This is a genomic window from Cryomorphaceae bacterium, from assembly GCA_007695365.1.
In the GTDB taxonomy this organism is placed as follows: Bacteria; Bacteroidota; Bacteroidia; order Flavobacteriales_D; family SKUL01; genus SKUL01.
In genome coordinates this window covers 19,116-44,489 of the sequence record REDV01000101.1, presented here as the reverse complement: position 1 = coordinate 44,489, position 25,374 = coordinate 19,116, and the positions used below count along the sequence as shown (strand labels likewise).

Annotated in this window: 19 protein-coding genes and 1 pseudogene; 7 read left to right on the top strand and 13 right to left on the bottom strand. The window is 50.1% G+C overall.

What is annotated here, in order from left to right:
• Nucleotides 1-10: 10 nt before the first annotated feature.
• Entirely contained in the window at nt 11-1,906 is a 1,896-nt protein-coding gene (locus tag EA392_10940; GenBank protein TVR38189.1) for a T9SS C-terminal target domain-containing protein, read from the bottom strand.
• Between EA392_10940 and EA392_10935 the strand changes: the two are divergent.
• Nucleotides 1,907-2,098: pseudogene (locus tag EA392_10935) on the top strand (arsenate reductase (glutaredoxin)).
• A gap of 74 nt (nt 2,099-2,172) precedes the next feature.
• On the opposite strand, the gene EA392_10930 reads toward EA392_10935, so the two are convergent.
• Both EA392_10930 and gcvP read right to left on the bottom strand, forming a co-directional pair.
• Complete coding sequence (locus tag EA392_10930; GenBank protein TVR38188.1) at nt 2,173-4,014, bottom strand: T9SS C-terminal target domain-containing protein; 1,842 nt, start codon at nt 4,012-4,014, stop codon at nt 2,173-2,175.
• A gap of 164 nt (nt 4,015-4,178) precedes the next feature.
• Nucleotides 4,179-7,064 carry a glycine dehydrogenase (aminomethyl-transferring) gene (gene gcvP, locus EA392_10925; GenBank protein ID TVR38187.1) on the bottom strand — a complete coding sequence of 962 codons (2,886 nt, stop codon included), beginning with the start codon at nt 7,062-7,064 and terminating at the stop codon, nt 4,179-4,181.
• A gap of 102 nt (nt 7,065-7,166) precedes the next feature.
• Between gcvP and EA392_10920 the strand changes: the two genes are divergently transcribed.
• The 3 genes from EA392_10920 (at nt 7,167) to EA392_10910 (ending at nt 9,988) form a co-directional block, all read left to right on the top strand.
• A complete protein-coding gene (locus tag EA392_10920; protein ID TVR38186.1) occupies nt 7,167-7,937 on the top strand; it encodes a hypothetical protein in 771 nt (256 codons plus the stop codon).
• A gap of 19 nt (nt 7,938-7,956) precedes the next feature.
• Nucleotides 7,957-8,808, top strand: coding sequence for a hypothetical protein (locus tag EA392_10915; protein TVR38185.1), 852 nt, complete (start codon nt 7,957-7,959; stop codon nt 8,806-8,808).
• 214 nt (nt 8,809-9,022) lie between these two features.
• Nucleotides 9,023-9,988, top strand: a complete 966-nt coding sequence (locus tag EA392_10910) for a LysM peptidoglycan-binding domain-containing protein (GenBank protein ID TVR38184.1) — start codon at nt 9,023-9,025, stop codon at nt 9,986-9,988.
• A 152-nt stretch (nt 9,989-10,140) separates the two neighbouring features.
• On the opposite strand, the gene EA392_10905 is transcribed toward EA392_10910, so the two are convergent.
• From EA392_10905 to EA392_10895, 3 genes are all read right to left on the bottom strand, one after another.
• Nucleotides 10,141-12,861 (bottom strand): DUF3352 domain-containing protein, encoded by a 2,721-nt coding sequence (locus tag EA392_10905; protein ID TVR38183.1) that lies wholly within the window; start codon nt 12,859-12,861, stop codon nt 10,141-10,143.
• 94 nt (nt 12,862-12,955) lie between these two features.
• A complete protein-coding gene (locus EA392_10900; protein TVR38182.1) occupies nt 12,956-13,591 on the bottom strand; it encodes a ribonuclease HII in 636 nt (211 codons plus the stop codon).
• On the bottom strand, nt 13,554-14,750 hold the full coding sequence (locus EA392_10895; GenBank protein ID TVR38181.1) for a glycosyltransferase family 1 protein: 1,197 nt from the start codon (nt 14,748-14,750) through the stop codon (nt 13,554-13,556). Before EA392_10895 ends, EA392_10900 begins: the two co-directional genes overlap by 38 nt.
• Nucleotides 14,751-14,810: 60 nt before the next feature.
• On the opposite strand from EA392_10895, the gene EA392_10890 reads away from it, so the two are divergent.
• From EA392_10890 to EA392_10880, 3 genes are all read left to right on the top strand, one after another.
• Nucleotides 14,811-16,253, top strand: a complete 1,443-nt coding sequence (locus tag EA392_10890; protein ID TVR38180.1) for a hypothetical protein — start codon at nt 14,811-14,813, stop codon at nt 16,251-16,253.
• A 73-nt stretch (nt 16,254-16,326) separates the two neighbouring features.
• Nucleotides 16,327-17,283 carry a hypothetical protein gene (locus EA392_10885; protein TVR38179.1) on the top strand — a complete coding sequence of 319 codons (957 nt, stop codon included), beginning with the start codon at nt 16,327-16,329 and terminating at the stop codon, nt 17,281-17,283.
• Complete coding sequence (locus EA392_10880; protein TVR38178.1) at nt 17,280-18,737, top strand: O-antigen ligase family protein; 1,458 nt, start codon at nt 17,280-17,282, stop codon at nt 18,735-18,737. The genes EA392_10885 and EA392_10880 overlap by 4 nt, the downstream gene beginning before the upstream one ends.
• Here the strand turns inward: EA392_10880 and EA392_10875 are convergent.
• The 7 genes from EA392_10875 to lpxD form a co-directional block, all read right to left on the bottom strand.
• Complete coding sequence (locus tag EA392_10875; GenBank protein TVR38177.1) at nt 18,708-19,868, bottom strand: hypothetical protein; 1,161 nt, start codon at nt 19,866-19,868, stop codon at nt 18,708-18,710. The genes EA392_10880 and EA392_10875 overlap by 30 nt on opposite strands.
• Before the next feature lie 65 nt (nt 19,869-19,933).
• The gene (locus EA392_10870) at nt 19,934-20,866 is read right to left on the bottom strand and encodes a UDP-3-O-(3-hydroxymyristoyl)glucosamine N-acyltransferase (GenBank protein TVR38176.1); all 933 of its coding nucleotides are present in this window, start codon (nt 20,864-20,866) and stop codon (nt 19,934-19,936) included.
• Nucleotides 20,867-20,872: 6 nt separating this feature from the next.
• Nucleotides 20,873-21,436: an elongation factor P gene (efp, locus tag EA392_10865; GenBank protein ID TVR38175.1), complete on the bottom strand. Its 564-nt coding sequence runs from the start codon at nt 21,434-21,436 to the stop codon at nt 20,873-20,875.
• Between the two features lie 29 nt (nt 21,437-21,465).
• Nucleotides 21,466-22,095: an ABC transporter ATP-binding protein gene (locus EA392_10860; protein TVR38174.1), complete on the bottom strand. Its 630-nt coding sequence runs from the start codon at nt 22,093-22,095 to the stop codon at nt 21,466-21,468.
• A gap of 29 nt (nt 22,096-22,124) precedes the next feature.
• Complete coding sequence (locus EA392_10855) at nt 22,125-22,907, bottom strand: acyl-ACP--UDP-N-acetylglucosamine O-acyltransferase (GenBank protein TVR38173.1); 783 nt, start codon at nt 22,905-22,907, stop codon at nt 22,125-22,127.
• The gene (locus EA392_10850; GenBank protein TVR38172.1) at nt 22,904-24,307 is read right to left on the bottom strand and encodes a bifunctional UDP-3-O-[3-hydroxymyristoyl] N-acetylglucosamine deacetylase/3-hydroxyacyl-ACP dehydratase; all 1,404 of its coding nucleotides are present in this window, start codon (nt 24,305-24,307) and stop codon (nt 22,904-22,906) included. Before EA392_10850 ends, EA392_10855 begins: the two co-directional genes overlap by 4 nt.
• Nucleotides 24,304-25,353: a UDP-3-O-(3-hydroxymyristoyl)glucosamine N-acyltransferase gene (gene lpxD, locus EA392_10845; protein TVR38171.1), complete on the bottom strand. Its 1,050-nt coding sequence runs from the start codon at nt 25,351-25,353 to the stop codon at nt 24,304-24,306. The genes EA392_10850 and lpxD overlap by 4 nt, the downstream gene beginning before the upstream one ends.
• Between the last annotated feature and the right edge of the window lie 21 nt (nt 25,354-25,374).

Below are 25,374 nucleotides of genomic sequence, written 5' to 3'. Positions count from 1 at the left end.
ATGGGTGGTCTTATTTGATCACCAGTTTCTTGGTAGTGTAGCTGTTGTTTGCGCGAATGCTGAATGAATACATTCCGGGGGCTACATTAGAGAAGTCGTACTCAAAGCGGTGCTCACCGGCAGGCTGCACACCGTAGTCTTTGTTCATTACGATACGTCCCATGTTATCGAACAGGAATACCTGCACATTTGAAGTCTCAAGCAAGCTGAACTCCAGCGTGGTGAAACCAACGGTTGGGTTGGGGTAAAGTTCCTCAACAGTCACGCGCTCAATTTCGTCAATGCTGGTGACTACATTGGCATCGCACCACTCTTCGCTCATACCGATACGCACCATGTAGGTAGAACCGGTGAAACATGGGTCGCAACTTTGCTCAGCAAACTCAGCAATCAGGTAAGTAGAGAAGTCAGGTGACTGCCCACTGATACCAATGGTTGCCTGCTCGTTGCCGGCAAAAGTGTGGAACATGGCCACGTACTCATCACCGGGGAATACAGGTACTGTGATTCCGCCTTCTAACCAGGCGTAGGTAAAGTTGTTTCCTCCACCGTCGTTCATCATATCTGCCGTAACCTCCAGGAGGTCAGTATTGGCTACGTAATCGAGACCTGTGCCAAAAGCGCGAATTTCAAAGTCAAAGAAAGCACCCATATCTGAGGCTGATGAAATAGCCGCACCGATGCACCAGATTTCTCCCGGCTCATCAAAGCAGTATCCGTTGCCTCCCCAGAAGTCATCAAAACCCAATGCTGCAACAGCATCCAGTGATTGAGAATCGCGTGCAAATTCGCCGTATGATACATTGAAGGTACGGGTTGCTACGTTGTCGTCAGGATTGGCGTCTTCCTGATCCTGAAGGATGGTGTAGGTAATGGTGTAGGTTCCAGCCACAGCAGGAGGAGTCCAGGGAGCGAGTTCCAGATAAGCAGTCTCACCGGCAGGTACAGAGGTTGAGGCACTGCTTACGGTAACGTCCAGTCCATCAGGTCCGGTAACGTTTACTTCCAGGGTTACACCTGTTTGCTCTTCAGTTCCTGCGTTAAAAGCCACAGCATTGAATGTCAATGGGCGCACTTGTGACACATGGTAAACGGTGTAAGGAAGGTTACACCAGTCATCTGCTTGAGGATCGTGAATGCTGTAACGTGGCGTTTGAATGGTAAGGTCATTGTTGTCAGGCACAACAATACTTACATCATCTACCGCCCAAAACCAACCCCATGATGCAGAGAAATTAAACTCTACCCAAACAGTTTCCTGGTTGGCGGCAACATCGGTAATGTTTACTACCACCAATTCGGGGTTCTCAGTGTTTACGTTGGTGGTGATGTGCTCAAGCACCGGGAAATTTGTCCAGTTCACACCGTCGTTACTTACGCGCACTGTGTAAGTAGAGCTCCAGTTACGGGTTACACAATAAAAACGGAGGTTCACGAAGTCATGACCGCTGAGGTCAACAGGATTGGCCATGCGGAGGTTACAGTCCTGTTCGGAACCGTCGCCTTGTGAGTTGCCATCTACCAGAGCATAACCGTTTTCAGCAGTTGGTGTCTGAATGGGGGTTAGGGCTCCAAATGGTGGAGCGTTGAGATCTGTAGTGATAAACCAGTCGGTAGGAGGAGATGAATTATTGTTAAATGTCCAGTTGTTTTCGTCTGAAAAATCATCCTCCCAGATCACTGTAAAACGCTGATTGTTGGTTTGAATTGGCTTTTGAGCCGGGCGGTCATCCTGCATTTGAACGGGGATGCCCGCGTCACCGCGTAGAGGCTGGGCAATCTCGTTAGCGGACTGAGCGATAGCTGCAGAACCTACCAAAAGCGAAGCCGCAAAAAGGTAAATTTTCTTCATAATAGGTGATATTAGTGAATGATTAGCAACAATGATGTCAGCCAAATGTAGCATAAATACCTCAATTTAAGGCCGGAGGATTTACTCCGAAGGGGTGAAGCCGTTTACAAGGAGAAATTTCGGGGCAAAGATTTTACCCCGGACGAATGGATCACTATTATGCTCGAAAACCCTAAGCTGATAGAGCGACGCATAATGGTTCATGGAAACAAGGCGGTTGTAGGGAGGCCACCCGAACTTCTCTAAACACCAACCAAATAGTATTGAACAAAAAAAAGGCAGCCCGAAGGCTGCCTTTTTTTTTGTAAGAATGGGTGGTCTTATTTGATCACCAGTTTCTTGGTAGTGTAGCTGTTGTTTGCGCGAATGCTGAATGAATACATTCCGGGGGCTACATTAGAGAAGTCGTACTCAAAGCGGTGCTCACCGGCAGGCTGCACACCGTAGTCTTTGTTCATTACGATACGTCCCATGTTATCGAACAGGAATACCTGCACATTTGAAGTCTCAAGCAAGCTGAACTCCAGCGTGGTGAAACCAACGGTTGGGTTGGGGTAAAGTTCCTCAACAGTCACGCGCTCAATTTCGTCAATGCTGGTGACTACATTGGCATCGCACCACTCTTCGCTCATACCGATACGCACCATGTAGGTAGAACCGGTGAAACATGGGTCGCAACTTTGCTCAGCAAACTCAGCAATCAGGTAAGTAGAGAAGTCAGGTGACTGCCCACTGATACCAATGGTTGCCTGCTCGTTGCCGGCAAAAGTGTGGAACATGGCCACGTACTCATCACCGGGGAATACAGGTACTGTGATTCCGCCTTCTAACCAGGCGTAGGTAAAGTTGTTTCCTCCACCGTCGTTCATCATATCTGCCGTAACCTCCAGGAGGTCAGTATTGGCTACGTAATCGAGACCTGTGCCAAAAGCGCGAATTTCAAAGTCAAAGAAAGCACCCATATCTGAGGCTGATGAAATAGCCGCACCGATGCACCAGATTTCTCCCGGCTCATCAAAGCAGTACCCATTACCTCCCCAGAAGTCATCAAGGCCCAAACCTGCTACAGCATTTAGCGATTGAGAATCGCGTGCGAACTCACCTGGTGATACATTGAAGGAGCGGGTGGCTACGTTATCGTCCGGATTGGCGTCTTCCTGATCCTGAAGGATGGTGTAGGTGATTGTGTAGGTACCTTCCACAGCAGGAGGAGTCCAGGGAGCGAGTTCAAGATAAGCAGTTTCACCGGCAGGTACAGAGGTTGACGCACTGCTCACGGTAACGTCCAGTCCTTCAGGTCCGGTAACGTTTACTTCCAGGGTTACACCTGTTTGCTCTTCAGTTCCTGCGTTGAAAGCTACAGCATTGAAAACCAATGGACGTACTTGAGACTCCGGGTAGGTAGAGTAGGGAAGGTTACACCAGCTATCTGCTTCAGGATCGTGATTGCTGTAACGTGGGGTTTGTATGGTAAGGTCATTGTCGTCAGGCACAACAATACTTACATCATCTATAGCCCAGAACCATCCCCATGATGCAGAGAAGTTAAACTCAACCCACACAGTTTCCTGGTTAGCAGCCACGCTTGTAATGTTCACTACCACCAATTCGGGGTTCTCAGTGTTTACGTTGGTGGTGATGTGTTCAAGCACCGGGAAATTTGTCCAGTTCACACCGTCGTTACTTACGCGCACTGTGTAAGTAGAGCTCCAGTTACGGGTTACACAATAAAAACGGAGGTTCACGAAGTCATGACCACTGAGGTCAACAGGATTGGCCATGCGCAGGTTGCAGTCTTGCTCTGAACCGTCGCCTTGCGAGTCACCATCTACCAGTGCATAACCGTTTTCAGCAGTAGGTGTCTGAATGGGGGTTAGGGCTCCAAATGGTGGAGCGTTGAGATCTGTGGTGATAAACCAGTCAGTGGGAGGAGATGCATTATTGTTGAATGTCCAGTTGTTTCCGTCTGAAAAATCATCTTCCCAAATAATCGTAAAACGCTGATTATCAGTTTGATATGGTTTTTGAGTCGGGCGATCATCCTGCATTTGAACGGGGATGCCCGCGTCTCCGCGAAGCGGCTGGGCAATCTCGTTAGCGGACTGAGCGATAGCTGCAGAACCTACCAAAAGCGAAGCCGCAAAAAGGTAAATTTTCTTCATAATAGGTGATTTTAGTGAATGATTAGCAACAATTTTGTTAGGCCAAAAGTAACATTAAATCCCTGAAAAAAGAAAAGCAGTGCTTGTTTTTGCACTGCTTTCTTGTGGAAAAAGTTACCACCATTAAAATCCTGCAACCCTCATTTTTCAGGGTTGCGTCTCACTCAGGCGGGCATTGCCGTTTCGTATGATTCAATGGAGGGACAAGTACATATAAGGTTCCGGTCGCCGTATGCGTTGTCAACACGAGCTACCGGGGCCCAGTACTTCCAGTTGCGTAGATATTCTGCGGGGTAGGCAGCTTCTTGCCGTGAGTAGGGGTGGGGCCAGCTATCTGCCGTTACCTCCATAGCCGTGTGCGGAGCGTTGCGCAATACGTTTTGCTCTTTGTCGGCGGCTCCCTTCTCTATGGCTCTGATTTCATCACGAATCTTAATCATTGCTTCGCAGAAACGATCCAATTCCTCAAGTGATTCACTTTCCGTGGGTTCAATCATCATCGTGCCTGCCACGGGAAAGGACACCGTTGGGGCGTGAAAACCGTAGTCAATGAGTCGCTTGGCAATGTCTGCCACTTCAATGCCGGCGCTGTTTTTGAACATGCGACAATCAATAATCATCTCGTGGGCAGCAAAGCCGCGCTCCCCCGTGTAGAGTACGGAGTAGTGACCATCCAGTTTTTGCTTGATGTAGTTGGCGTTCAGAATAGCGTACTCCGTGGCACGTGTTACGCCTTCACCACCAAGCATTTTGATGTAGCCGTAAGAAATCAACAAAATCAAGGCACTGCCGTAGTGGGCACCCGCAATGGAGCGGTTGTTGCCATCCTGCGCGGGGTGTGTCACTGCATGCCTTCCGAGGAATGGTTCCAGGTGGGCCTTCACACAGATGGGGCCCATGCCGGGGCCTCCTCCTCCGTGAGGAATTGCAAAGGTTTTGTGCAGGTTCAGGTGACAAACATCGGCACCGATGCTTCCGGGGTTGGTTAAACCTACCTGCGCGTTCATGTTGGCTCCGTCCATATACACCTGGCCGCCGTGCTGGTGAACAATCTCATTGATTTCAATGATGGCCTTCTCAAATACTCCGTGCGTTGATGGATAAGTCACCATCAAACCCGAAAGGTTGGCTGAGTGCGCTTCGGATTTGGCCCGAAGATCAGCCACGTCGATGTTTCCTTTTTCGTCGCACTTCACTACCACTACCTCCATCCCGGCCATCACTGCGCTGGCAGGGTTGGTTCCGTGTGCAGAAGAGGGAATGAGCATCACATTGCGGTGACCTTCACCACGAGCCTCGTGGTACCCGCGAATGGCCATCAGTCCGGCATACTCTCCTTGCGCACCCGAATTGGGTTGAAAAGAAACCGCATCAAAGCCGGTAATTTCACAGAGCATTTCGCCCAACTCGTTGATGATCTCTACATAGCCCGCCGCTTGTTCAGCCGGCACATAGGGGTGGATGTTTGAGAATTCCGGCCAGGTTAGCGGAAGCAACTCGCTGGCTGCGTTCAGTTTCATGGTGCAGGAGCCTAAGGATATCATGGAGTGGGTAAGCGACAGATCTTTGTTTTCCAGACGCTTCATGTAGCGCATCATCTCAGACTCTGAGTGGTACATCGAGAAAATCTCGTGCGTAAGAAATGCTGAGCTACGCTTAAGCTGAGGGTGGAGGTGCAATTCGGGTTGTACCTCAGCACCGGTGCTTCCGCTGGATCCTGCAGCGCCCGCAAACACCGAGCGCAATTCTAAAAGATCGGCGGTTGTGACAGCTTCGTGTAAACTGATGCCTACGCTTCCATCCGCAAAATAGCGAAGGTTCAAACCTGCTTTCTCAGCCGCACCGCGCAGTGATTCTTGCGATACGCCTTCTTTCATGTTGATTTTCAGCGTGTCGAAATAGTACTCGTTTTGGTTTTTGAAGCCCATGTTATTGAGCTCCTTTTCGAGCCAACGGGTTTTTCCGTTAATCTCAGACGCGATGGCATTCAGACCATCAGGACCGTGATAAACTGCGTACATGGATGCCATCACGGCCAGCAAAGCCTGGGCTGTACAGATATTTGAGGTTGCTTTTTCGCGCTTGATGTGCTGCTCTCTGGTTTGCAGGGCCATGCGCAAGGCCTGGTTTCCGTGACGGTCTTTGGACACACCAATGATACGACCCGGAACCTGTCGCTTGAACTCCTCTTTGGTAGCAAAGAAAGCCGCGTGAGGTCCGCCGTAACCCATTGGAACGCCAAAGCGCTGGCTGTTGCCAAAAGCGATGTCAGCGCCCCATTCGCCGGGAGGTGTAAGTAACACAAGACTCATCAAATCGGTGGCAACGGAAACCAGAATTCCGAGTGCGCGGGCTGTTTCGGTAAATGATCGGTAATCACAGGCCTTCCCGGTATTGTTGGGATATTGGAGCATGGCTCCGAAGTAGCTGCCGTCCAGGGTGTGTTCTTGCCAATTGGCTACAACCAATTCAATGCCAAGCGGAACGGCACGGGTTTTCAAAACCTCAAGTGTCTGCGGAAATACCTCGGCGTCCACAAAAAACTTCTGAACCCCTGATTTCACGGCTTCCCGACTTCTGAGGTTGTAGCTCATAATCATGGCTTCGGCAGCAGCGGTGGCTTCATCCAGCAGCGATGCGTTGGCGAGCTCCAGACCACACAGGTCGCTTACCACCGTCTGAAAATTGAGCAAAGCCTCCAATCGACCTTGAGCAATCTCAGCCTGATAAGGTGTGTACGCCGTGTACCATCCCGGATTTTCAAGAATATTGCGCTGAACCACAGCAGGAACAATCGTGGGCGAGTAACCCATTCCGATATAGGTCTTGTTGATGGTGTTTTTAGCTGCTTTTTCACGCAGCATAGAGAGGTACTCAAACTCGCTCATTCCCTCCTCGAGGTTGAGCGCTTGCTGCAGGCGGATATTGTCGGGAATGGTTTCGTGGATGAGTTCTTCCATACTGTTCAGACCCAATGTTTGAAGCATGGATTTTACCTGCTCCTGACGAGGGCCGAGGTGTCGTCTTTCAAATTTACTGTGGTGTGACATAATGCCTGGGGCTTAAATTTGCCGCAAAGATACATACTAATCGCCTTGGAAAACGCGGCGCGCATTGTGTATTCATTTGCGTTGGATTTCTATTTTTGACGCATGACTCAAACCATTCGGATTGCACTTTGTTCGGCTTTGCTCTTGTGTTTATTGAGCGAGTTGAAAGCCCAGTATGTTTTTGAGATGATGAACGGCCGCCAGCTTGAGGTTTTTCATTTCAATGATTCGGCATTCATTGATATTCGTTTCACCTACGACAAGAACAGTCTACGCAATCAGCGTATCCGGCAGTACAATGAGAATCTGCGCTATGAAATTGCCGAGCGAAAAGGCGACCAGCTAACACGCGCCGAACTGGACGCGCTGGTGGAAAAAAACAGAAAGAGCCTTCGACCCGAGAAGAGAAAGGAAACCTACGTATCCCGCGATGAAGTGTTTGCCATTATTGGTTCCGACGGAAATCGCCAAATTCTTTACGAGTACCAACCCGAGTATGGCAATGACTACACTGTGCGTGAGATGGAAGAGTTTATGCTCGGCCAACGCGATGCCATGCTGAATTACAAGGCTCCGCTGGCTTTTTGGGGCGGAGCTGCCTTTGGTTTACTGGGAGGTCTCGCCTGGCAGAACAGCATTTTCGCGGTTTCAACGCCGATTGTCTGGACGCTGGGTACGGCCATTCCGCCCATCCACATCAAGGAGCGCTATATGCATGATCCATCCATGAAAACCGATCCCTACCGTGCGGGCTTTGCCCGGAATGCGCGGAGCCGTCAGATGATTCAGGGGCTCAAAGGCAGCGTTATCGGAACGGTAGCCGGTGTACTGTTGTACTCTGTGCTGGCCAATAACGTAGAAGGTATTCGCTGAGTACACATTGAGAGCAGAATTGAAACCGGTTTTCAGACTCCTGCTTTTCGGAAACCTGTGGATTGCGCTGGGCGCCGCACTCATAACGGCCCAAACCTGCTGGTTGATTGAGCGGCCGGGCGCGGCAATGGCGTGGCTCGTTTTTTTCTCCACTGCGGCGGGCTATACCTTTCACCGATTGATACGCTTTAACCGTTGGAGTTTGCGACTGCAATCCACACGGGTAAACTGGCTGCTGAGAAGTCGCAAGGCGCTTACCATGTGGTTTGTGTTTACTTTGGTGATGACAGTAGTATGGGCGGTCTGGGTTTTTCCTGTTGAATTTCTTATTGCTCTTCTTCCATTGGCCCTGATTACCGCTGTCTATGTGGTTCCTGTTATTCCTGTGGCAGGTGATTGGCTGGCTTTGCGCGATGTACCGGGTGCCAAACTATGGGTGATTGTGCTTACCTGGGCCATGGTTACGGTAGCCTTGCCGCTGTGGTACTTTAAGCCGGAGATGGGTGCAACGGCAATGCTGCTGCTGTTTTTGGAACGAAGTTGTTGGATTGCCGCCCTCACCATCCCCTTTGATGTGCGCGATGTGCAATACGATGCAGCACGTCAGAAAACCTTGCCGCAAATGCGTGGGGCGGGAGGTGCCCTGCGCATTTCACTGGGGTTGATGGGTGCGTTTGCCCTCATAACAAGCATCCTTTTTCTACTGAAAGAGTACTGCTTTTTTACCTGGATGGCAATGCTGGTCTCAGCAGCAGTGGCCCTTGTAATCATCGATCGAAGCAAAAGGGTCACCAATGAGTTTTACCACGCCTTTTGGATAGATGGGCTGATGGTCCTGCAACCCGTGTTGGTTTTTTTGAGTTTGGGGTGAGTGCAATATCTGACATCCGGCTTATTTTGAGGCAGATGGATGGTCGAGACTAGTTGCCGTGAATCGGCATGCATTCGAGGTTCTTCAAGGTCTCCAGCCCAATTTTCGATTGCCCTGGCACGATTCTTAACACTCAAAGCTAACATCGCAACGTTTAAAATCAACCATAGCGAACCCAAAGGCGGGGCGAGGTGGGTGTAACTTTGTGAAACGTATGGAGCAGAAAGTATTCAACAGCAAGTTGCTTGTGGTCGTCGCCGCGATGATGTGGTCCTTGCAACTCGTGGCATCCGATGATCCGGGTGGCCGTATATCCCGCCAGCAATACATCGAAACCTGGAAAGACGAGGCCATTAGCCATATGCACAAATACGGTATTCCTGCAAGTATCAAGCTGGCACAGGGAATTCTGGAAAGCGGCGACGGCAACAGTATGCTCGCCCGAAAAGCCAACAATCACTTCGGTATTAAATGCCACGGTTGGAATGGCCCGGGTGTGTACAAAGACGATGATGCCAAAAACGAATGCTTCCGAAAGTACAAAAACGCGCGAGAGTCGTTTGAAGATCACTCGCAGTTCCTGCTCAAACCGCGCTACGCCGAATTGTTCAAGCTGAAATCTACCGATTACAAGGGGTGGGCGCACGGCCTTAAAAAAGCGGGGTACGCCACCAATCCAAAGTATCCGCAGTTGCTGATCCGCATTATTGAGGAGAATGACCTTCAGCGCTTTGATCGCGCCGGTCAGGGCAAAGAGCGCGTGGCGCAACGCAAGCCTGCCGGTCAAACCTCCAAACCAACATCGGGAAAGGGAGCAGAGCTTGATTTTCATCTGGGTCGTCAGATTATGCAAACCGACAACCGCGCACAGTTTGTGTTTGCCCGCGAAGGCGAAACCTACAAAGGAATAGCCGATGATCTTCAGTTGAACAAGTGGCAGCTCCAGAAATACAACGACGATAAGTCGGTGCGTCCTCTCTCAGAAGGCGAGCGAGTGTACATCAAACCCAAACGCAATCGGGCCGCAGGAGCTTCTGTACACGTTGTGGAGGAGGGGCAAACGCTGCGTGATATTTCCCAACTTCACGCGGTAAAACTCAATCGGCTGGAACGCTACAATGAACTGAGTCGGGATACTCCCCTTCGCAAAGGGATGCAAATCAGGCTCAGCCGACGCTAACCGGTGTCTGTACGTTAAGCATATTTCTTCCGTCGCTCTTGGATTCAAAATCTACATTCCGCAGGCACGTAGTCATTCCGGGCTAACTGGGCTCGCTGAATGTATAGACAGCCTCTCACAACAACCGTCGGATTCGGCTTGAAACCATTTTTCTATTCCAGGTTATAGACATGCAATGTATTGGGCGCTCCGATGGCCACCACATTCAAAATACCATCTTTGTTAATGTCGCCCACGGTAAAGCTGCCCCGCGCGTACATGGGCAGGTAATCGGCTGGCTTGCAGTTTTCGTTCAGGATATAGATCATTTCCTCGGCTTGACTCAGCACTGCGATGCGCGTTTTGTCTTGTTGGCGGAAAACCCTCGGGCGTAGAGCCAAACCGTCGTGTTTGTACTGGCAAACCACTGTTCCATCAGGCTGAATCACCCATAACTTGTTGTCGGTGCTGAGGTACACCGTGAGCAATCCATCCTGGTTAAGGTCGGCGGCCGTCATGGTGTGCTTAGTGGCAAAGCCCACGCTGCTCTTGCTTACGTTGTTATCAAATCCAAGACTCACAATATTTCCCATCGTGTCTGTATAGAGCAACTGGCATTGTTTGATGTCTTTGCCACGCTGAATAAACACAGGGTTGGCTGACCTGCCCTCTATGGTGGCTTTCACCTTGTGCCTGGAGCTTCCCTGCCGGTTCAGGAGGTAGATGTTTCCTCCTTCATCACACATAAACACGTAGTCTTTGTTGCCCAGACGAAGGTGAACGGGCTGGTCTTTCACCAGGCCATGGGTTGAGCCCGCCTTCCATCCTTTGATGGCTATCCCGTCAGGGCCAAAGAGCAATGAGCTCTTGTTTGCCAGCGGAACGAGCATTCGGTAATCGCGGTTGTCGTCGTAATCAAACAATCCCAGCGGCGCAGAGGCTTTGTCCTTCAATTTCACCGGAAATCCTTCCACGTGCTTACCGTTTCGGTCAATGAGATAAACATGCGATGCCGTGTTGAAGAGCAGTTGCAGCTTGCCGTTTTTGTAGCGGTCTATCTGATGAATCTTACCGAGGATGGGCTCCTTGAGTTCGCGGTTCCAAAGCACCTTGCCTGTATTACTGATCAGCGAAAGCGATTGGTTGCCAAGTTGAACGAGAATTTCCCTTGATTGGGTGTAGTGATTCAGCACCAATTGCGGACCAAAAGTAATGGAGTCATTGAGTGCCAGCTCCCAGAAAGCACCGCTTTCCTGCGTGTAAACAGGGTTGTGACTCAGGTAGATGTTGCTGTAATACAGGTCGCCACTCGCCGAAAGCTGGTAGCCGATGCCCTCAAATCGCCGAATGGTTTCGAGCTCGCGGTCGGCCCAGCGTTGCCCGTCCTTACTGAGATACTCCTTGAAAAGTGCCGGCGAACGGGCAATTCCGCTGTAGTAAAGTAAATTCGACTTGTCGGCCAGGTTGTTTGAAAAAGCCGCAAAATGGGTGTCTTTTTTCAGTGTATTTCCCGCCTGATAGTGCTGCAGAAGCGTTCGCATGGCAGAGGCTGAGTTAGAAAGAATCACAAAATCATCCAGAGCCGTAACCACTGCTTCTTCAAATCCATTGAATGCCGCTCCCAACAAAATCCGGAAGGCGTCGGCTGTGTTGATCTCCATTACCGGCTGGCCAAACATTTCGTACGAAACGGGGTCATAACCGAGCGCGGCGCTCAGCTCTGAAAGTTGTTTCCAGCCTTCGTTCTTACCGGAGGTTGAGAAAAGGAGATACTTGTGCGGATCAATATCGTTGCTTCGCGGTTCAGCGATGGCAATGGCCACCTCTGCGTGTATCCAGCCGGTACAGAGTTCTTCGATGTTTTTTTCGCACTGTTGGTTGAGTTGATCGATCTGAAGGTCGCGCTTGCCGAGAGACCCCTCAGTGCGTAAAAACTCGCGATAGCTTTGGTAATAACTCGGAAAATGACTCAGGCCCAAATGCAGCAGACTGGCGGTATGAGAGGGTAGCAATTTGCTTACCCGTAATGGTTTTGGTTTTTGTCCGTTGAAAACCCTGAAAAAGTGATTGGCACTGTCGGATACGTGTACAAACCCGTTGAGCAATATCTGGTTGGCCTTGGCTGTAAGGTCCAGGGCCGACCACCCCGCCAGTTGGGTGTTGAGCACCGGAGCGCGTTTGCCTTGCTGCCCCAGCAGTGATTTCATCCAGTTGCCAAATGCCTTGTAGTTGATATAGACATTGGCGTCGGCGTACAAACCCGCGGTTTTGGCTACCTTCTTAAAATGCTTGTCGTTTAGCAGCGATTGTGAGGTGCGTAAATTCCGAAGGGCTTCTTCCAGCGGAATGGTTTCAGTGCAAAAGAGCACAATCCCGTCGCGGTAAGCCCAGTGAATTGTATGCTCGTCTATCCGGGCAGTGTGAATGGTGTTGTCGTCGTAGCTGCGTTCGGTTTCTACAGTTGAAGGAGGTAAAAAACCGCGCACCGCCTGGTGAACACCGACCTCGGTAAGGTTGGTTGGTGTGTTCAGTGCTATGAGCATGCAATACCTGTGGGGGCCTGAAGGTGCGGCCACGGCCATGGCTTTTTTGGTTCTGAGCTGATTGAGCAGCAAGGGGTCGAGTTGCAGCAGTGAGTCCAGGTAAATCCCTACGCCATCGGCCAGGGCAAAGCTTTCGGCTGTTTTGAGCTCTTCCCAGATAACACTGGTGTGGGTGAGTTTTTCCCACAATTTGGTGGCGTCACTTGTTTCGATGATGAGCGCAGATTCTTTGGGAGCAGCCATCAGGATGTGACTCACCGGGGTGTTAAAGCGCTTGAATGCGAGGTAACCGTAAACCATCGCTCCGATGATCATCATTACAAAAACAGCAAGAAAATACCTGCGAATCATGGCTTGCGGACTTTGGGCCAAAGGTATCGGTCCAATGCCTTGGCGCTACGCTCCGATCAACGTACTTTACACATGTGCCTGTGAAAAGGGTACCTCAGAGTTTGAGCTTGAGCTGCGGGTCAACCACGCGAAAGGTGGTGCGATGATGGCTCGTTAATCCGTGCTGAAGAATGGCGGTGCGATGGGCCACGGTGGGATACCCCATGTTTTGATTCCAGCCGTATTGTGGAAATGCTTCGTGAAGCCGGCACATCAGTTCGTCGCGGTAGGTTTTGGCCAGGATGGAAGCCGCGGCAATGGCCAGAAAACGTCCGTCGCCTTTCACAAAGCAGGTGTGTGGTAAATTGCCGTAAGGCTTGAAGCGGTTTCCGTCAATCAACAGGTGCTGGGGATCTTGTTGAAGCTGGTCGAGCGCCCGGTGCATGGCCAGAAAGGAGGCATTCAGGATGTTGATGCGGTCAATTTCTTCGGGCGATACGACGCCGATGGCCCAGCTCAAGGCCTTTTTTTCAATTTCGCCACGCAATTGGTCGCGTTTGGAGGCGGGTAGCTTTTTAGAGTCGTTCAATCCTGCAATTCGCACTCGATGAGGGAGAATTACCGCAGCTGCAACTACGGGTCCTGCCAGACATCCGCGGCCGGCTTCGTCGCAACCTGCCTCAACAACACCGCGTTGGTGGTATGATCGTAACTTATCCAAGGCTGCGCTCAATGGTTTTCCAAAGGGCATTCGCGGTGCGTTCCCAGGTGAATTGCCCCACTCTCTCTGCGCCTTTGGTGGCAAGACTAAGAGCAAGTTGCGGCTCTTGTGCCATACGGGCCATGGCTTCGGCAATCACTTCTTCTGAGAAGGGGTTTACGAGCAGGGCAGCTTCACCGGATACCTCGGGCATGGCAGTGATGTTCGACGTGATGACCGGACAGCCCGTGGCAAAGGCTTCGAGGATGGGAATACCAAAGCCTTCGAAATAGGGCACAAACGTAAGGGCCGTTGCGCCTGATAAAGCCATTACCAATAGCTCGTTGGATATGCGACCTGTAAAAACCACGTCATCGCGAAACTCCATCTGTTCATAGCTCTGTTTGATATCGTCGTTCCACCAGTATTTTTCTCCTGCCAGTACCAGTTTGTGGGGTTTCAGAATTTTTTTTCGGGCCAGATCAAAGGCCTGCAGCAAGCGCTGAATGTTTTTTCGGGGGTGCATGGACCCAACAAACAGAAAATAGGGCTGTCCGTTGGTGAACTGCTCTTTGAAGCTGTTGATCTTATTTTTATCGGTCGGATTAAATTGCGCGCTCACACCGTTGTACACTACGTCAATTTTATGGGAGTCCACGCCGTATTGTTGCACCAAATCGTTTTTGGAGAACTCCGAAACGGTGGCAATGCGCTTCGCGATGCTGGCAAAACGGGGCATGTATTTTCGATAATATCGGCTATGTGAGGCGCGTAAATCGCCTGGGTAGTGCTCAAAATTAAGATCGTGAATAACGGGCACCTGAGGAATGGTTAACCGCTGACTCAGAAAGCCATCGGGCGATAAGAACAAATCGGGTTTAAACCGCTTAATAGCGCGCGGCACGCTGTAGTCGAGCCATATTCTCCATAGAAGGGGGTGCCTTGCCTGAGGTGAAACCGCAACGGGCGTGATGTTATTGGCGGTGATAAATTGCTCATCCCAGTCTCTGTCAAACACATATACGAATTGGTGTTCGGGGTGGGCATGCACCATGCGCTGCAGCGTTTCGAAGCTGAAACGACCGATTCCCTCAAGCCTGTTGGGCAATAGCAGGCGCGTATTTACGGCAATGACCAAGGTAGATGCAGGTGAAAGTGGCAGGCCGAAAGTAGAATATTTTCGCAGAAACAGGCACAAAGGTGTTGCCACTAACAGTTTGTTGCAGGTGCAATTTTGTTACTTTGCCGGCGTTTCGGTCTCATCTGACTCATGCAGCGCAAGTTTATTCTCAATCTGGCCTTTGTACTGGTCTTGAATCTGCTGGTAAAGCCGTTTTACATCCTTGGTATCGACGCTGAGGTATTGAAACAGGTGGGTGAAGAAGCCTATGGAAATTACTTTGCGCTGATCAGCCTGTCGTTTCTACTGAACATTTTTCTGGACGCAGGCATCACCAATTTCAATACACGCAACATAGCCCAGCACCGGCAGTTATTGCACAAACACTTCTCCAACATTATAGCAGTTCGGGCTTTGCTTGCTGTAGGTTATCTTGTGCTCATTGCGCTTGCCGGTTGGCTGCTCGGATATAGCAAAGATCAAATGTGGATTTTGTGGGTGCTGGGTTTCAACCAGGTTCTGGTGGCTTTTGTGTTGTACTTCCGCAGTAATCTGGCGGGCCTGCATCGCTTTGTGCAAGACAGCATAGTGTCTGTGTTGGATAGATTGCTACTTATCGGTGTTTGCGGTGCTTTGCTATGGGGTGGATGGGTAAATCGCCCGTTTGAAATTGAGTGGTTTGTGTACAGCCAGACCGCTGCCTACGGCTTTACGGCGCTGTTTGCGGCCATTCTTGTGCTGCGCGAATCAGGAAGTGTGCGTCTTCAGTGGAATGTACCCTTCACGTATATGATTTTGAAACAGAGCGCCCCCTATGCTTTGCTGGTTTTGTTGATGACCATCTATTACCGATCAGACAGCGTGATGCTGGAGCGCATGCTGCCCGATGGGGCCTACCATGCCGGTGTGTACGCCCAGGGATTTCGCTTTTTCGAGGCATCTAACATGATAGCCTATCTTTTTGCAGTGCTCCTGCTGCCCATTTTCTCTAAGATGATTGGCGACAAGCAGATGATTGATGACTTGCTGCGGCTGTCGTTTAAAACGCTGATGTCGGGTGCTTTGATTCTGGCTGTTGGTTGCGTGTTTCACGCAGAGGCCTTACTGGAATTGCGCTATGTGCAAATCGGTGAGCAGGCAGCAGCCAGTTTTGCCGTGCTGATGGCTTGCTTTGTGGCCGTATGCGGAACATATATTTTTGGCACCTTACTCACTGCCAATGGAAGTGTGCGGTGGCTCAATTATTTAGCGGCTGCAGGAATGGTGTTGAATATAATTCTGAACCTCTGGATGATTCCGCACTACCAGGCCCTCGGTTCTGCGGCTGCAAGCCTGATTACGCAGCTACTCACGGCGCTGGCACAAATGTATCTTGCCTTGCGGGTTTTCGGTCTGAAACCCGACCTCAAACTGGCCCGCAATTTCATATTATTCGCTGCAGGGGTGATTGGCCTGGGGTGGTTAAGCAGCGAGTTGACCTTTCATGTGCTATACAATTTATTTATCATGGCGGCGTTTAGCCTGCTATGGGCAGCAATAACGGGCATGTTATCGTTTCGCCAGTTGGCAGCGATTATCAGACAAAAAATGTAGTTTACCCATCTTCTTCTTTTGCTATTTTTGCGCCTTCGCAAGAAACTCGTAAGCAGATTATCCCACTTTTAACATGGAACAAAACAACTTTACCTTCGGAATGCTTGTGCAGATTATTCGCAGGCGTTTCAAGCTCCTTATCGTCATAGCTATAGTTGCCGTAGTTGGTGCCACTGTTTTTTCAGGCCCGGCATTTATCACCCCTAAGTTCAAATCGGTGGCCATCGTGTACCCAATCAACCTCAGGGCTTATGGCAGTGAATCCTTAACTGAACAGCTGTTGCAGCTTTTTCAAAGTACAAGTATTCGCGACAGCATTATCGAGAAGTATAATCTTGCCGAGGTCTATGAACTAAACCCAAACAAGGAGGGATTCAGGCATAACCTGCTTAATGAGTACAACGATCACATTGTGGTTTCGCGTACCAATTTTGAGTCGGTAAAAATTGAGGTGTTTGACGAATCGCCGGTGAGGGCTCGGGATATTGCCAATGAATTGATTCAGCAGCTCAATTATAAGGCGCGTAAACTTCACCGCGACATTGCCCTTGAGCAACTCAAGATTGCCCAGGGGTCGCTGGATTTTCAGAAAAGCCTGCTTGATTCTATCAACACCGAGCTGAGTGAGCTGCGTCGTGGCAGCGGGCTTTTGGACTACGAAATTCAAACGGAACGAATCACGGAAGGTTACCTCAAAATGTTGAGCGAAACCCGGGTTCCTCAATCCAGAATTGATGAGGTGCGCAAGATGCTCGATGAGCTTGGAGAGAAAGGAGGCGTTTTTATGGCGCTTACCCAAATGAGCGAAATGGGTCACCTGAACTACAACGACCTATTGGTAGAGTACCAAACCATTCTTCGCGATGTAAACCGTGAATTGAGTTATACCCAAACCGTGGCGGCTCCCGAAGTGGCCGACAAAAAAGCGTTGCCTGTGCGATGGCTGATTGTGGTCACGGCTCTGATCTCGTCCTTACTGGTTGCTTTGGTGATTCTTCTCCTTTTTGAGAAGCGGCAGACAAAAGATTGATAACCGCCTTAAAGCCATATCAGGTTTACCTGCTACTTGCGCTGGGGATACTGCTTAATTTTTACCTCATCGCCAATGAGTACTATTTTGCCCTGGCTTATCCGCTGGCGGTGCTTGTTGTGATTGCAGCGCTTTTTGCTGCTGATAAGGTGCTGCTGTTCGTGGTATTTTTTACGCCACTGTCCATCAATCTGGATAAGTTCGAAGTGATTCAGGCTGGTTTTTACATGCCCACCGAGCCTTTGTTATTCGGTATCATGGTGCTTTACCTGATGCGTGTGCTTGCGGGAGACGGCATCAGTAAGCGGTTTTTGAAACACCCCATCACCATTTCTATACTCATCTATTTGGGGTGGATTCTGATTACCTCCTTCACCAGTAGCATGTTTGTGGTTTCCATCAAGTTCTTTACGGTTAAGTTGTGGTTCATCACTGCTTGCTACTTTTTTGCCAAAGAGATTTTTGCGGACTACCACAACATGAAGCGCTATGTGTGGTTGTACATCATTCCGCTCACAGGGGTGATTCTCTACACCGTGATCAGACACTCTACCTATGCGTTTTCGCACGAAACAGCCCATTGGGTTATGGAGCCTTTTTACAAGGATCATACGTCTTACGGCGCACTGCTGGCCATGTTCTTTCCGCTCACCATCGGGTTTCTGTTTAATAAACGATACGGTGCCATCTTGCGCATGGGAGTTTTGGTGGTGGTGTTGATTTTCGCGGTGGGAATTATTCTTTCATATACCCGTGCAGCATGGATCAGCCTGGTGGTGGCCTTTGGTGTTTTTGTGGTGATGAAGCTCAGAATTGACTTTAAACTTCTGGTGCTGTTGGGAGTGATTTTGGGTGGGCTTTTTCTTGCCAATTACGACCAGATAATGCTGGAGCTGGAGCGTAATGAGCAGGACAGCTCCGACGATTTTGGCGAGCACGTGCAGTCCATTTCGAATATTTCTTCCGACGCATCCAACCTTGAGCGGCTGCTGCGCTGGAACTGCGCCATCAGAATGTTTCAGGACAGGCCCGTGTTTGGTTTCGGCCCCGGAACCTACCAGTTTCAGTACGCTACCTACCAGTTTTCTTACGAAAAAACCATCATCAGTACCAATTTTGGCGACGGCGGTAACGCACACTCAGAATACCTGGGGCCACTCGCTGAATCGGGATTGTTGGGTATGCTCACCTTTGGTTTTCTGGTAACCGTGGTTTTGGTGAGGGGCATTCGCTTGTACTACCGCATTGAAGACCCCGAAATGAAGATTTTACTAATGGGTGTGATCCTTGGGCTCATCACTTATGTAACCCACGGGGTGCTGAACAACTACCTCGATACCGACAAGGCGTCGGTTCCCTTTTGGGGCTTCATCGCCATCATCGTATCCATAGAGCTCTACCACATCAACCGCGGTAAAGAGCCTTTAAGTAAAGCTGAATCGGCAGCTGAGTAGGGCGGTGTCGTCAAAGTAGGAAGCAGACTTTCTGAATTGTTCCATCTCATCCACGATTGCTTCGTTCAATGCTGTCATGCTGAGGTGTTTGTTCATCAGCATCGTTTCACCCAGTCGTTCCAACCCGAAAGCTTCCTTTTCGGGGTTTTCCAGTTCCGTAAGTCCGTCGGTGTAAAGCAGCAGAGTATTGGTTTTTTTCAGACGGATGTTTCCTTCTTCCACACGGGGGATGTCCTCCAGCATACCCAAACCGATGCATCCTTTCTCCAAAAGGTAAAGTTCATCCTGATGCATGAGCACGGGCGGGTTGTGACCAGCATTGATGTATCGTAGGCTCTGCTGCTTGAAGTTTACCCGGGCAATGAACAGTGTGATGAATCGCTCGCCCCGCGTACTTTGGTTTACACGGTTGTTCAGCACTTCAACCATATCGCTCAGTGAGTAATCAGTGTATTGAACCAACGCATGAAGGTTGGCCTGGAAATTCGCCATCAAAAAAGCGGCTGAAACTCCTTTCCCGCTCACATCTGCCATGCAGAATATAACTTCGTTGTTGTTGAGCGGTATCACGTCGTAGTAGTCGCCACCAACTTGTTGATGAGGCTGGTAGTAGGCTGCAACCTCCATTCCATGTGGTACCTGAAATTGCTCCGGAACAAGCATTGCCTGCATTTCCGCAGCCAGTTCCAGCTCTTTATTCATCCGCTCCTTGATGATGTTTTCGTTGGCAAGGCGCTTGTTCTCAATGGCCACCGCCAGAATGTTGGTGATGGTTTGAATGAAATTCATGTGCTTGATGGTAGGACTGATCTTGATTTCGTCCTCATCAATGTCGCCAATAATTAAAAACGCAAGGGGTTGGCTTTGGTGATACACCGGGATGAGCACATCGAATCCGGCTTGCTCAAGAAACGAGTTGCTCTCCAAAACACTGATGCCCTCGTACCGGCTGAAGAGCTCCAGAGGGTTCAGGTTAATCTCGCCCTGAATACCAAAGCTCAACAGGCAATCCCAATTATTTTGCTCGTTGAACAGCATCAATTTACTCACACCGAGCTGATCACGGATGATGGATTCATATACGCTGAGCAGTTCATCCACCGAGGCGTTGTTGTTGATGGCCTTGGTCATTTCCAACAACGAGTTAAGCTTAAATCTGTTAAGCTGTAACTTTTCGGTGAGACGATCCAGTCGTGTCACAACTCTAGCTTTTTGATGACCTGATCGAGCTTTCTAATCAGTGCAATTTCACGAAACTTGCTTCGGGCCTCAAAAGCGGGTGTGCCAAATACGGTCTTACCGGCTTCTACGCCGTTCATCAGCCCTGCTTGCGCCAGAATGGTAGCGCCTTTTTCAATCTTCAGGTCGCTGGCAAGACCGGCCTGGCCCCAAATGGTCACATTGTCTTCAATCACTACACATCCGGCAATACCCACCTGTGCGGCAATCAAGCAATTGCTGCCAATGATGGAGTCGTGCCCAACATGCACAAGGTTGTCAATTTTGGTGCCTTCACCAACAATGGTATCTGCCGAAACTCCACGGTCTATGCAGGTTTGGGCACCGATTTCCACATGGTCTTCAATCACCACCCGGCCACAAGTGTGCATTTTGTTGAAAGCGCCATCCTGTTTTTTGTAATAAAAGGCATCGGCTCCAATAATGGCTCCGGCGTGAATGCTGACGTTGTTGCCAATAACGCAGTTTTCATAGATCACCACGTTGGCGTGAATCACGGTGTGTTCACCAATCTGAACATTGGGTCCGATAATGGCTCCCGGGCGAATTTCGGCAGTTTCGGCAATCTTTGCTGAGGGGTCGCAGGTGTGCGGCCACTTCACTGCCGGGCTAAAAAGCCGCGTGAGCTTGTTGTAGTCGCGAAAAGGGGCATCTGAAATGAGCAGGCCCTTGCCTTCAGGTGCTTCTACATCTTTGTCAATCAAAATGGTGGTAGCAGCGCTGTTCAGGGCTTTTTCGTAATACTTGGGGTGATCCACAAAGACCAAATCACCGGGCTCAACGCGGTGAATCTCATTGATACCGGTCACCAGGTGGTTTTCATTGCCCGTAAATGTGCAGCTCAGTATGCCGGCAAGTTCAGCAATGGTATGGGGGCGAGGAAGCTTCAAGGTGCGTTACTTTGCGCGTTCGCTGTATGCTCCGGTCCGGGTATCAACCTTAATACGATCGCCCTGGTTAATGAACAAAGGTACTTTTACTTCGGTGCCGGTCTCTACGGTGGCGGGCTTAAGCGTGTTGGTGGCTGTATCACCTTTGAGCCCGGGCTCAGTGTAGGTTACTTCCAGTTCCACAAAAGGAGGGAGCTCACAGGTTAGAACGGATTCTTCCTCTGCGTTAAACACGAGCTCGCAAATCATTTCGGGCTGTAAAAACTGCGGACTGTCAATAAGGTGCTCCGATACTGTAACCTGTTCGTAATCCTGAATATTCATGAAGTGGTAGCCTGTATCGTCGTTGTAGAGGAACTGATACTGGCGTCGCTCCACGCGCACTACATCAATCTTGTGGCCGGCCGAGAAGGTGTTGTCAAGTACTTTGCCGGTGGTGAGGCTCTTGAGTTTGGTTCGTACAAAGGCGGGCCCTTTTCCGGGTTTTACGTGTTGAAATTCAATCACTGTAAAAAGATCGTGGTTGTGACGGATGCACAGTCCGTTTTTGATATCTGAAGTTGTTGCCATGTGGGTTGTTTTGGTTTCGGGGTGTAAAGTTACGTATTGACTTTGAACGCAGCGATGTCAATCCGGCGACCCGCCCGCATCAGTTCGGTTTGCTGACTGTTGGAGCAAATCACCACAATTCTATCATGACTTTCGCTCTGGAGCAGGGTGTCGAACCAGTTGATTCCCTGATTGTCAAGATTACTTGTGGGTTCGTCCAGAAGTAACACGGAAGTGTCGGCAAGCATGGCCAAAGCCAGTTTTACCCGTTGGCGCATGCCCGAAGAAAATTGCTTGAGGAATTTGTCAGCGGCGTGCTGGAGGCCTGTTTTTTCAATCACATCGCCGTCGCTCAGACCGTTTCTAAAAGGCTTGAATTTCTTTTGCAAGGCGATGGTTTCACGCAAGGTAAGCCAATCATGCTGGTCCAGGTAAGGGGCAGCAATGGAAACCTGTCTGTAAAGTTCCTCATCAGGTATGGCTTTTTCGTCTTTGAAGAGGGTGACACTTCCTTCGCTGGGCATCACAAATCCTGATACGCATTGCAGCAGAGTGGATTTCCCCGATCCGTTGGGTCCTGTGATACCGGTGATGCTGTTTTGCTCAAGCAGAAGATTTACATCCTTGAAAATCCAGTCGCGCTGGAACTTTTTTCCGATATGCTTCAGTTCGAGCTGCATGGCTTCCCGAAGTTCGGGGTTTACTCTTGTCAGGGTTTTACGGCTCCTCGTATTACGCCCTTTTCCGAGGAGTTGATAAAATTCAGGATGTTTGATTTTTCCTCGCTGGCCGGCAGGCTGCTTTCGGCCATTTTCACGCCGTTGCTCAGGTTGGCATTTTGCACGTACACCACGCGGTACACATCTTCAATACTGATGATGCGCTCGTCGCTGTAGCCCCTGCGGCGCAGTCCAATGCTGTTCACTCCTGCATAACTCAGTGGTTCGCGGGCGGCTTTCACAAAAGGAGGAACATTCTTACGCACCAGTGAGCCACCTGCAATAAATGCGTGCTGCCCAACGCGCACAAATTGCTGAATGGCTACCACGCCTTCAATCACCACAAAGTCTTCAATCACCACGTGGCCTGCGATGGTGGCAGCATTGGCAAGAATGCAGTTATTGCCGACTTCTACATCGTGGGCGATGTGTACATATGCCATCAGCAGGCAATTGTTGCCTACCACCGTTTTGTGCTTGTCGGCAGTGCCCCGGTTGATGGTAACGCATTCACGTATGGTGGTGTTGTCGCCAATTTCGGCCGTGGTTATTTCACCGGCAAATTTCAAATCCTGCGGAATGGCCGAAATCACGGCTCCCGGAAAAATGCGGCAATTTTTACCAATTCGGGCACCGTCCATAATGGTAACATTGGGCATAATGGTGGTGCCGTCGTCAATTTCTGCATCGGCGGCTACCGATACAAAAGGGCCTATGCTTACGTCTTTTCCGATTTTGGCATCGGGGTGTATTACTGCCAGTTCGTGGATCATTCTTTTTCTTTTACAATTTGCGCCATGAGTTCACCCTCCGACGCTATCTGCCCGTTTACATACGCCGTGCCTTTCATTTGTACAATGCCTCTCCGAATAGGGGCAGTAAGCTCTAGCTTAAACACCAGTGTATCGCCCGGAATGACTTTGCGCTTAAACCGAACGTTGTCAATTTTCAGAAAGTAGGTGCCGTATTGAGAGGGTTCCTCAACGGTGCTAAGTGCAAATATACCGCCAACTTGCGCCATGGCCTCAATTTGCAATACTCCGGGCATAACGGGGTTTCCGGGAAAGTGCCCCTGAAAAAAGGGCTCGTTCATGGTTACGTTTTTCACTCCAACAATGCTGTTTTCATTCACCTCTATGATTTTGTCAACCAGCAGAAACGGGTAGCGATGTGGGAGCATCCGGGTGATGTCGTTGATGTCGTGAACCGGTTCCTTCTCGAGGTCGAAGTGAACCTTGCCCGATTTTTCCTTTCGGATGAGGTCTTTGATGATTTTTGCGAAAGCCACATTTCCTCCGTGTCCGGGCCGGGCAGCGAGTATGTGTCCTTTCAGCGGGCGCCCCACCAGGGCCAGGTCACCTACAATGTCGAGCAGCTTATGGCGTGCGGGCTCGTTTTCGAACTGAAGTTTGGTGGTGTTCAGCACACCGATTCCCTCTACCTTGATTTTTTTATCCTCCTTTCCGAGTAGCCTGGCGAGTTCGGCCAGTTTCTCGTCCGAAACGGTTTCGCCCACAAGCACAATGGCATTGTCGAGATCTCCGCCTTTGATCAGGCCGGCCTTGGCGAGGGCTTCCAATTCGCGCAAAAAGACAAAGGTTCTGCACGATGCGATTTCATTTTTGAAATCTTCCAACTGATACATAGAGGCGTGCTGCGTTCCAAGTACCGGAGAGTTGTAATCAACCATCACCGTGATGCGAAACTCCTCACCCGGTGTGGGTACGGCCAGCATTTCCACATAGCCCTGTTCGTCTTCGTAGTAGAGGTTTTCTTTGAGCACAAAGTAGTTGCGGTCTCTGGATTGCGTTTCGAATCCGGCATTTTCAATGGCCTCCACAAAGAGTTTTGCACTTCCGTCCATAATGGGCACTTCCGGGCCACTCACTTGAATAAGTGCATTGTCCACCTGGCAGCCGTAAAGCGCTGCCAGCACGTGCTCCGTGGTATGAATCCGCGCTCCGTTTACTTCCAGTGAGGTGCCGCGTTGGGTGCTCACAACATTGTCCACATCGGCTTTGATCAAGGGCTCACCGGGGAGGTCGGTTCGCTGAAATACATAACCGTGGTCTTCGGGTGCGGGAAGGATGGTAAGTCGGGTGGTTTCTCCGGTGTGCAGCCCTACCCCTTGCATGGTTAAGGGTTGCTTAATGGTTCGCTGCTTGTCGCTCATGTAGATAAATCTTTTTTAAGCCTTGCAATTTGTTCTTCCAATGCGTGGATTTGTTGTTGAAGTTCAGGCAGCTTCCTGAACATGACGTATGATCTTTTGTAATCGCCCACGGCAAAAGCAGGCGAGCCTTGCACGATAGCATCGTCCGGTAAATCGGAAGCAATGCCCGACTGAGCAGCAATTTTTACCCGATTCCCGATTTTGAGGTGTCCTACAATGCCTACCTGTCCGCCAATCATGCAGTTAGCGCCTATTTTAGTGGACCCAGCCACTCCCGTTTGTGCGGCTATCACGGTGTTTTCGCCAATTTCTACGTTGTGGGCTATCTGAATGAGATTGTCCAGTTTTACACCGCGGTGAATACGCGTGGAACCCAGCGTGGCGCGGTCAATGGTAGTACCTGCACCAATTTCAACATGGTCGGCAATGATGACGTTCCCAATCTGGGCCACCTTGTTGAACTGGTTGTTCTGATTGGGTGCAAATCCAAACCCATCGCTTCCCACAACCACGCCCGCGTGCAGAGTGCAATGGTTGCCGATGACGCAGTCGTGGTAGATAACCACACCCGGAAAAAGGATACAGCCTTCGCCAATGCGCGCGTTGTCGCCCACCGTAACGTTGGGGTAAATCTTTGTGCCTTTTCCTATTTGTGCGTTTTCGCCAATGTACACACCGGTACTTACCAGCACGTCATCACCTACAGTTGCCGAGGCTTCGATGTGGCTTTTTTCGTGAATGCCCGTTTTTGCGTGAAGCATGTGGTTATACATCTCCAGCAATTTGGCAAAACTCTCGTATGCGTTTTCTACGCGAATAAGGGTGCAGGTTTCAGGAATGCTTCGTTCCGGCTCAAACTCCTTGCTGACAATCACCACCGATGCCCGGGTAGAGTACAGGTGCGGCGCGTACTTGGGGTTGGCCAAAAAAGAAAGGGTGTGGGTCTGGCCCTCTTCAATTTTTGAGAGGCCGCTCACCCGCGCATTGGGATCGCCGGTGATTTCACCATCAAGGATTTCCGCAATCTGACGCGCCGTAAATTCCATCGGGCAAAGATAAAAATTATC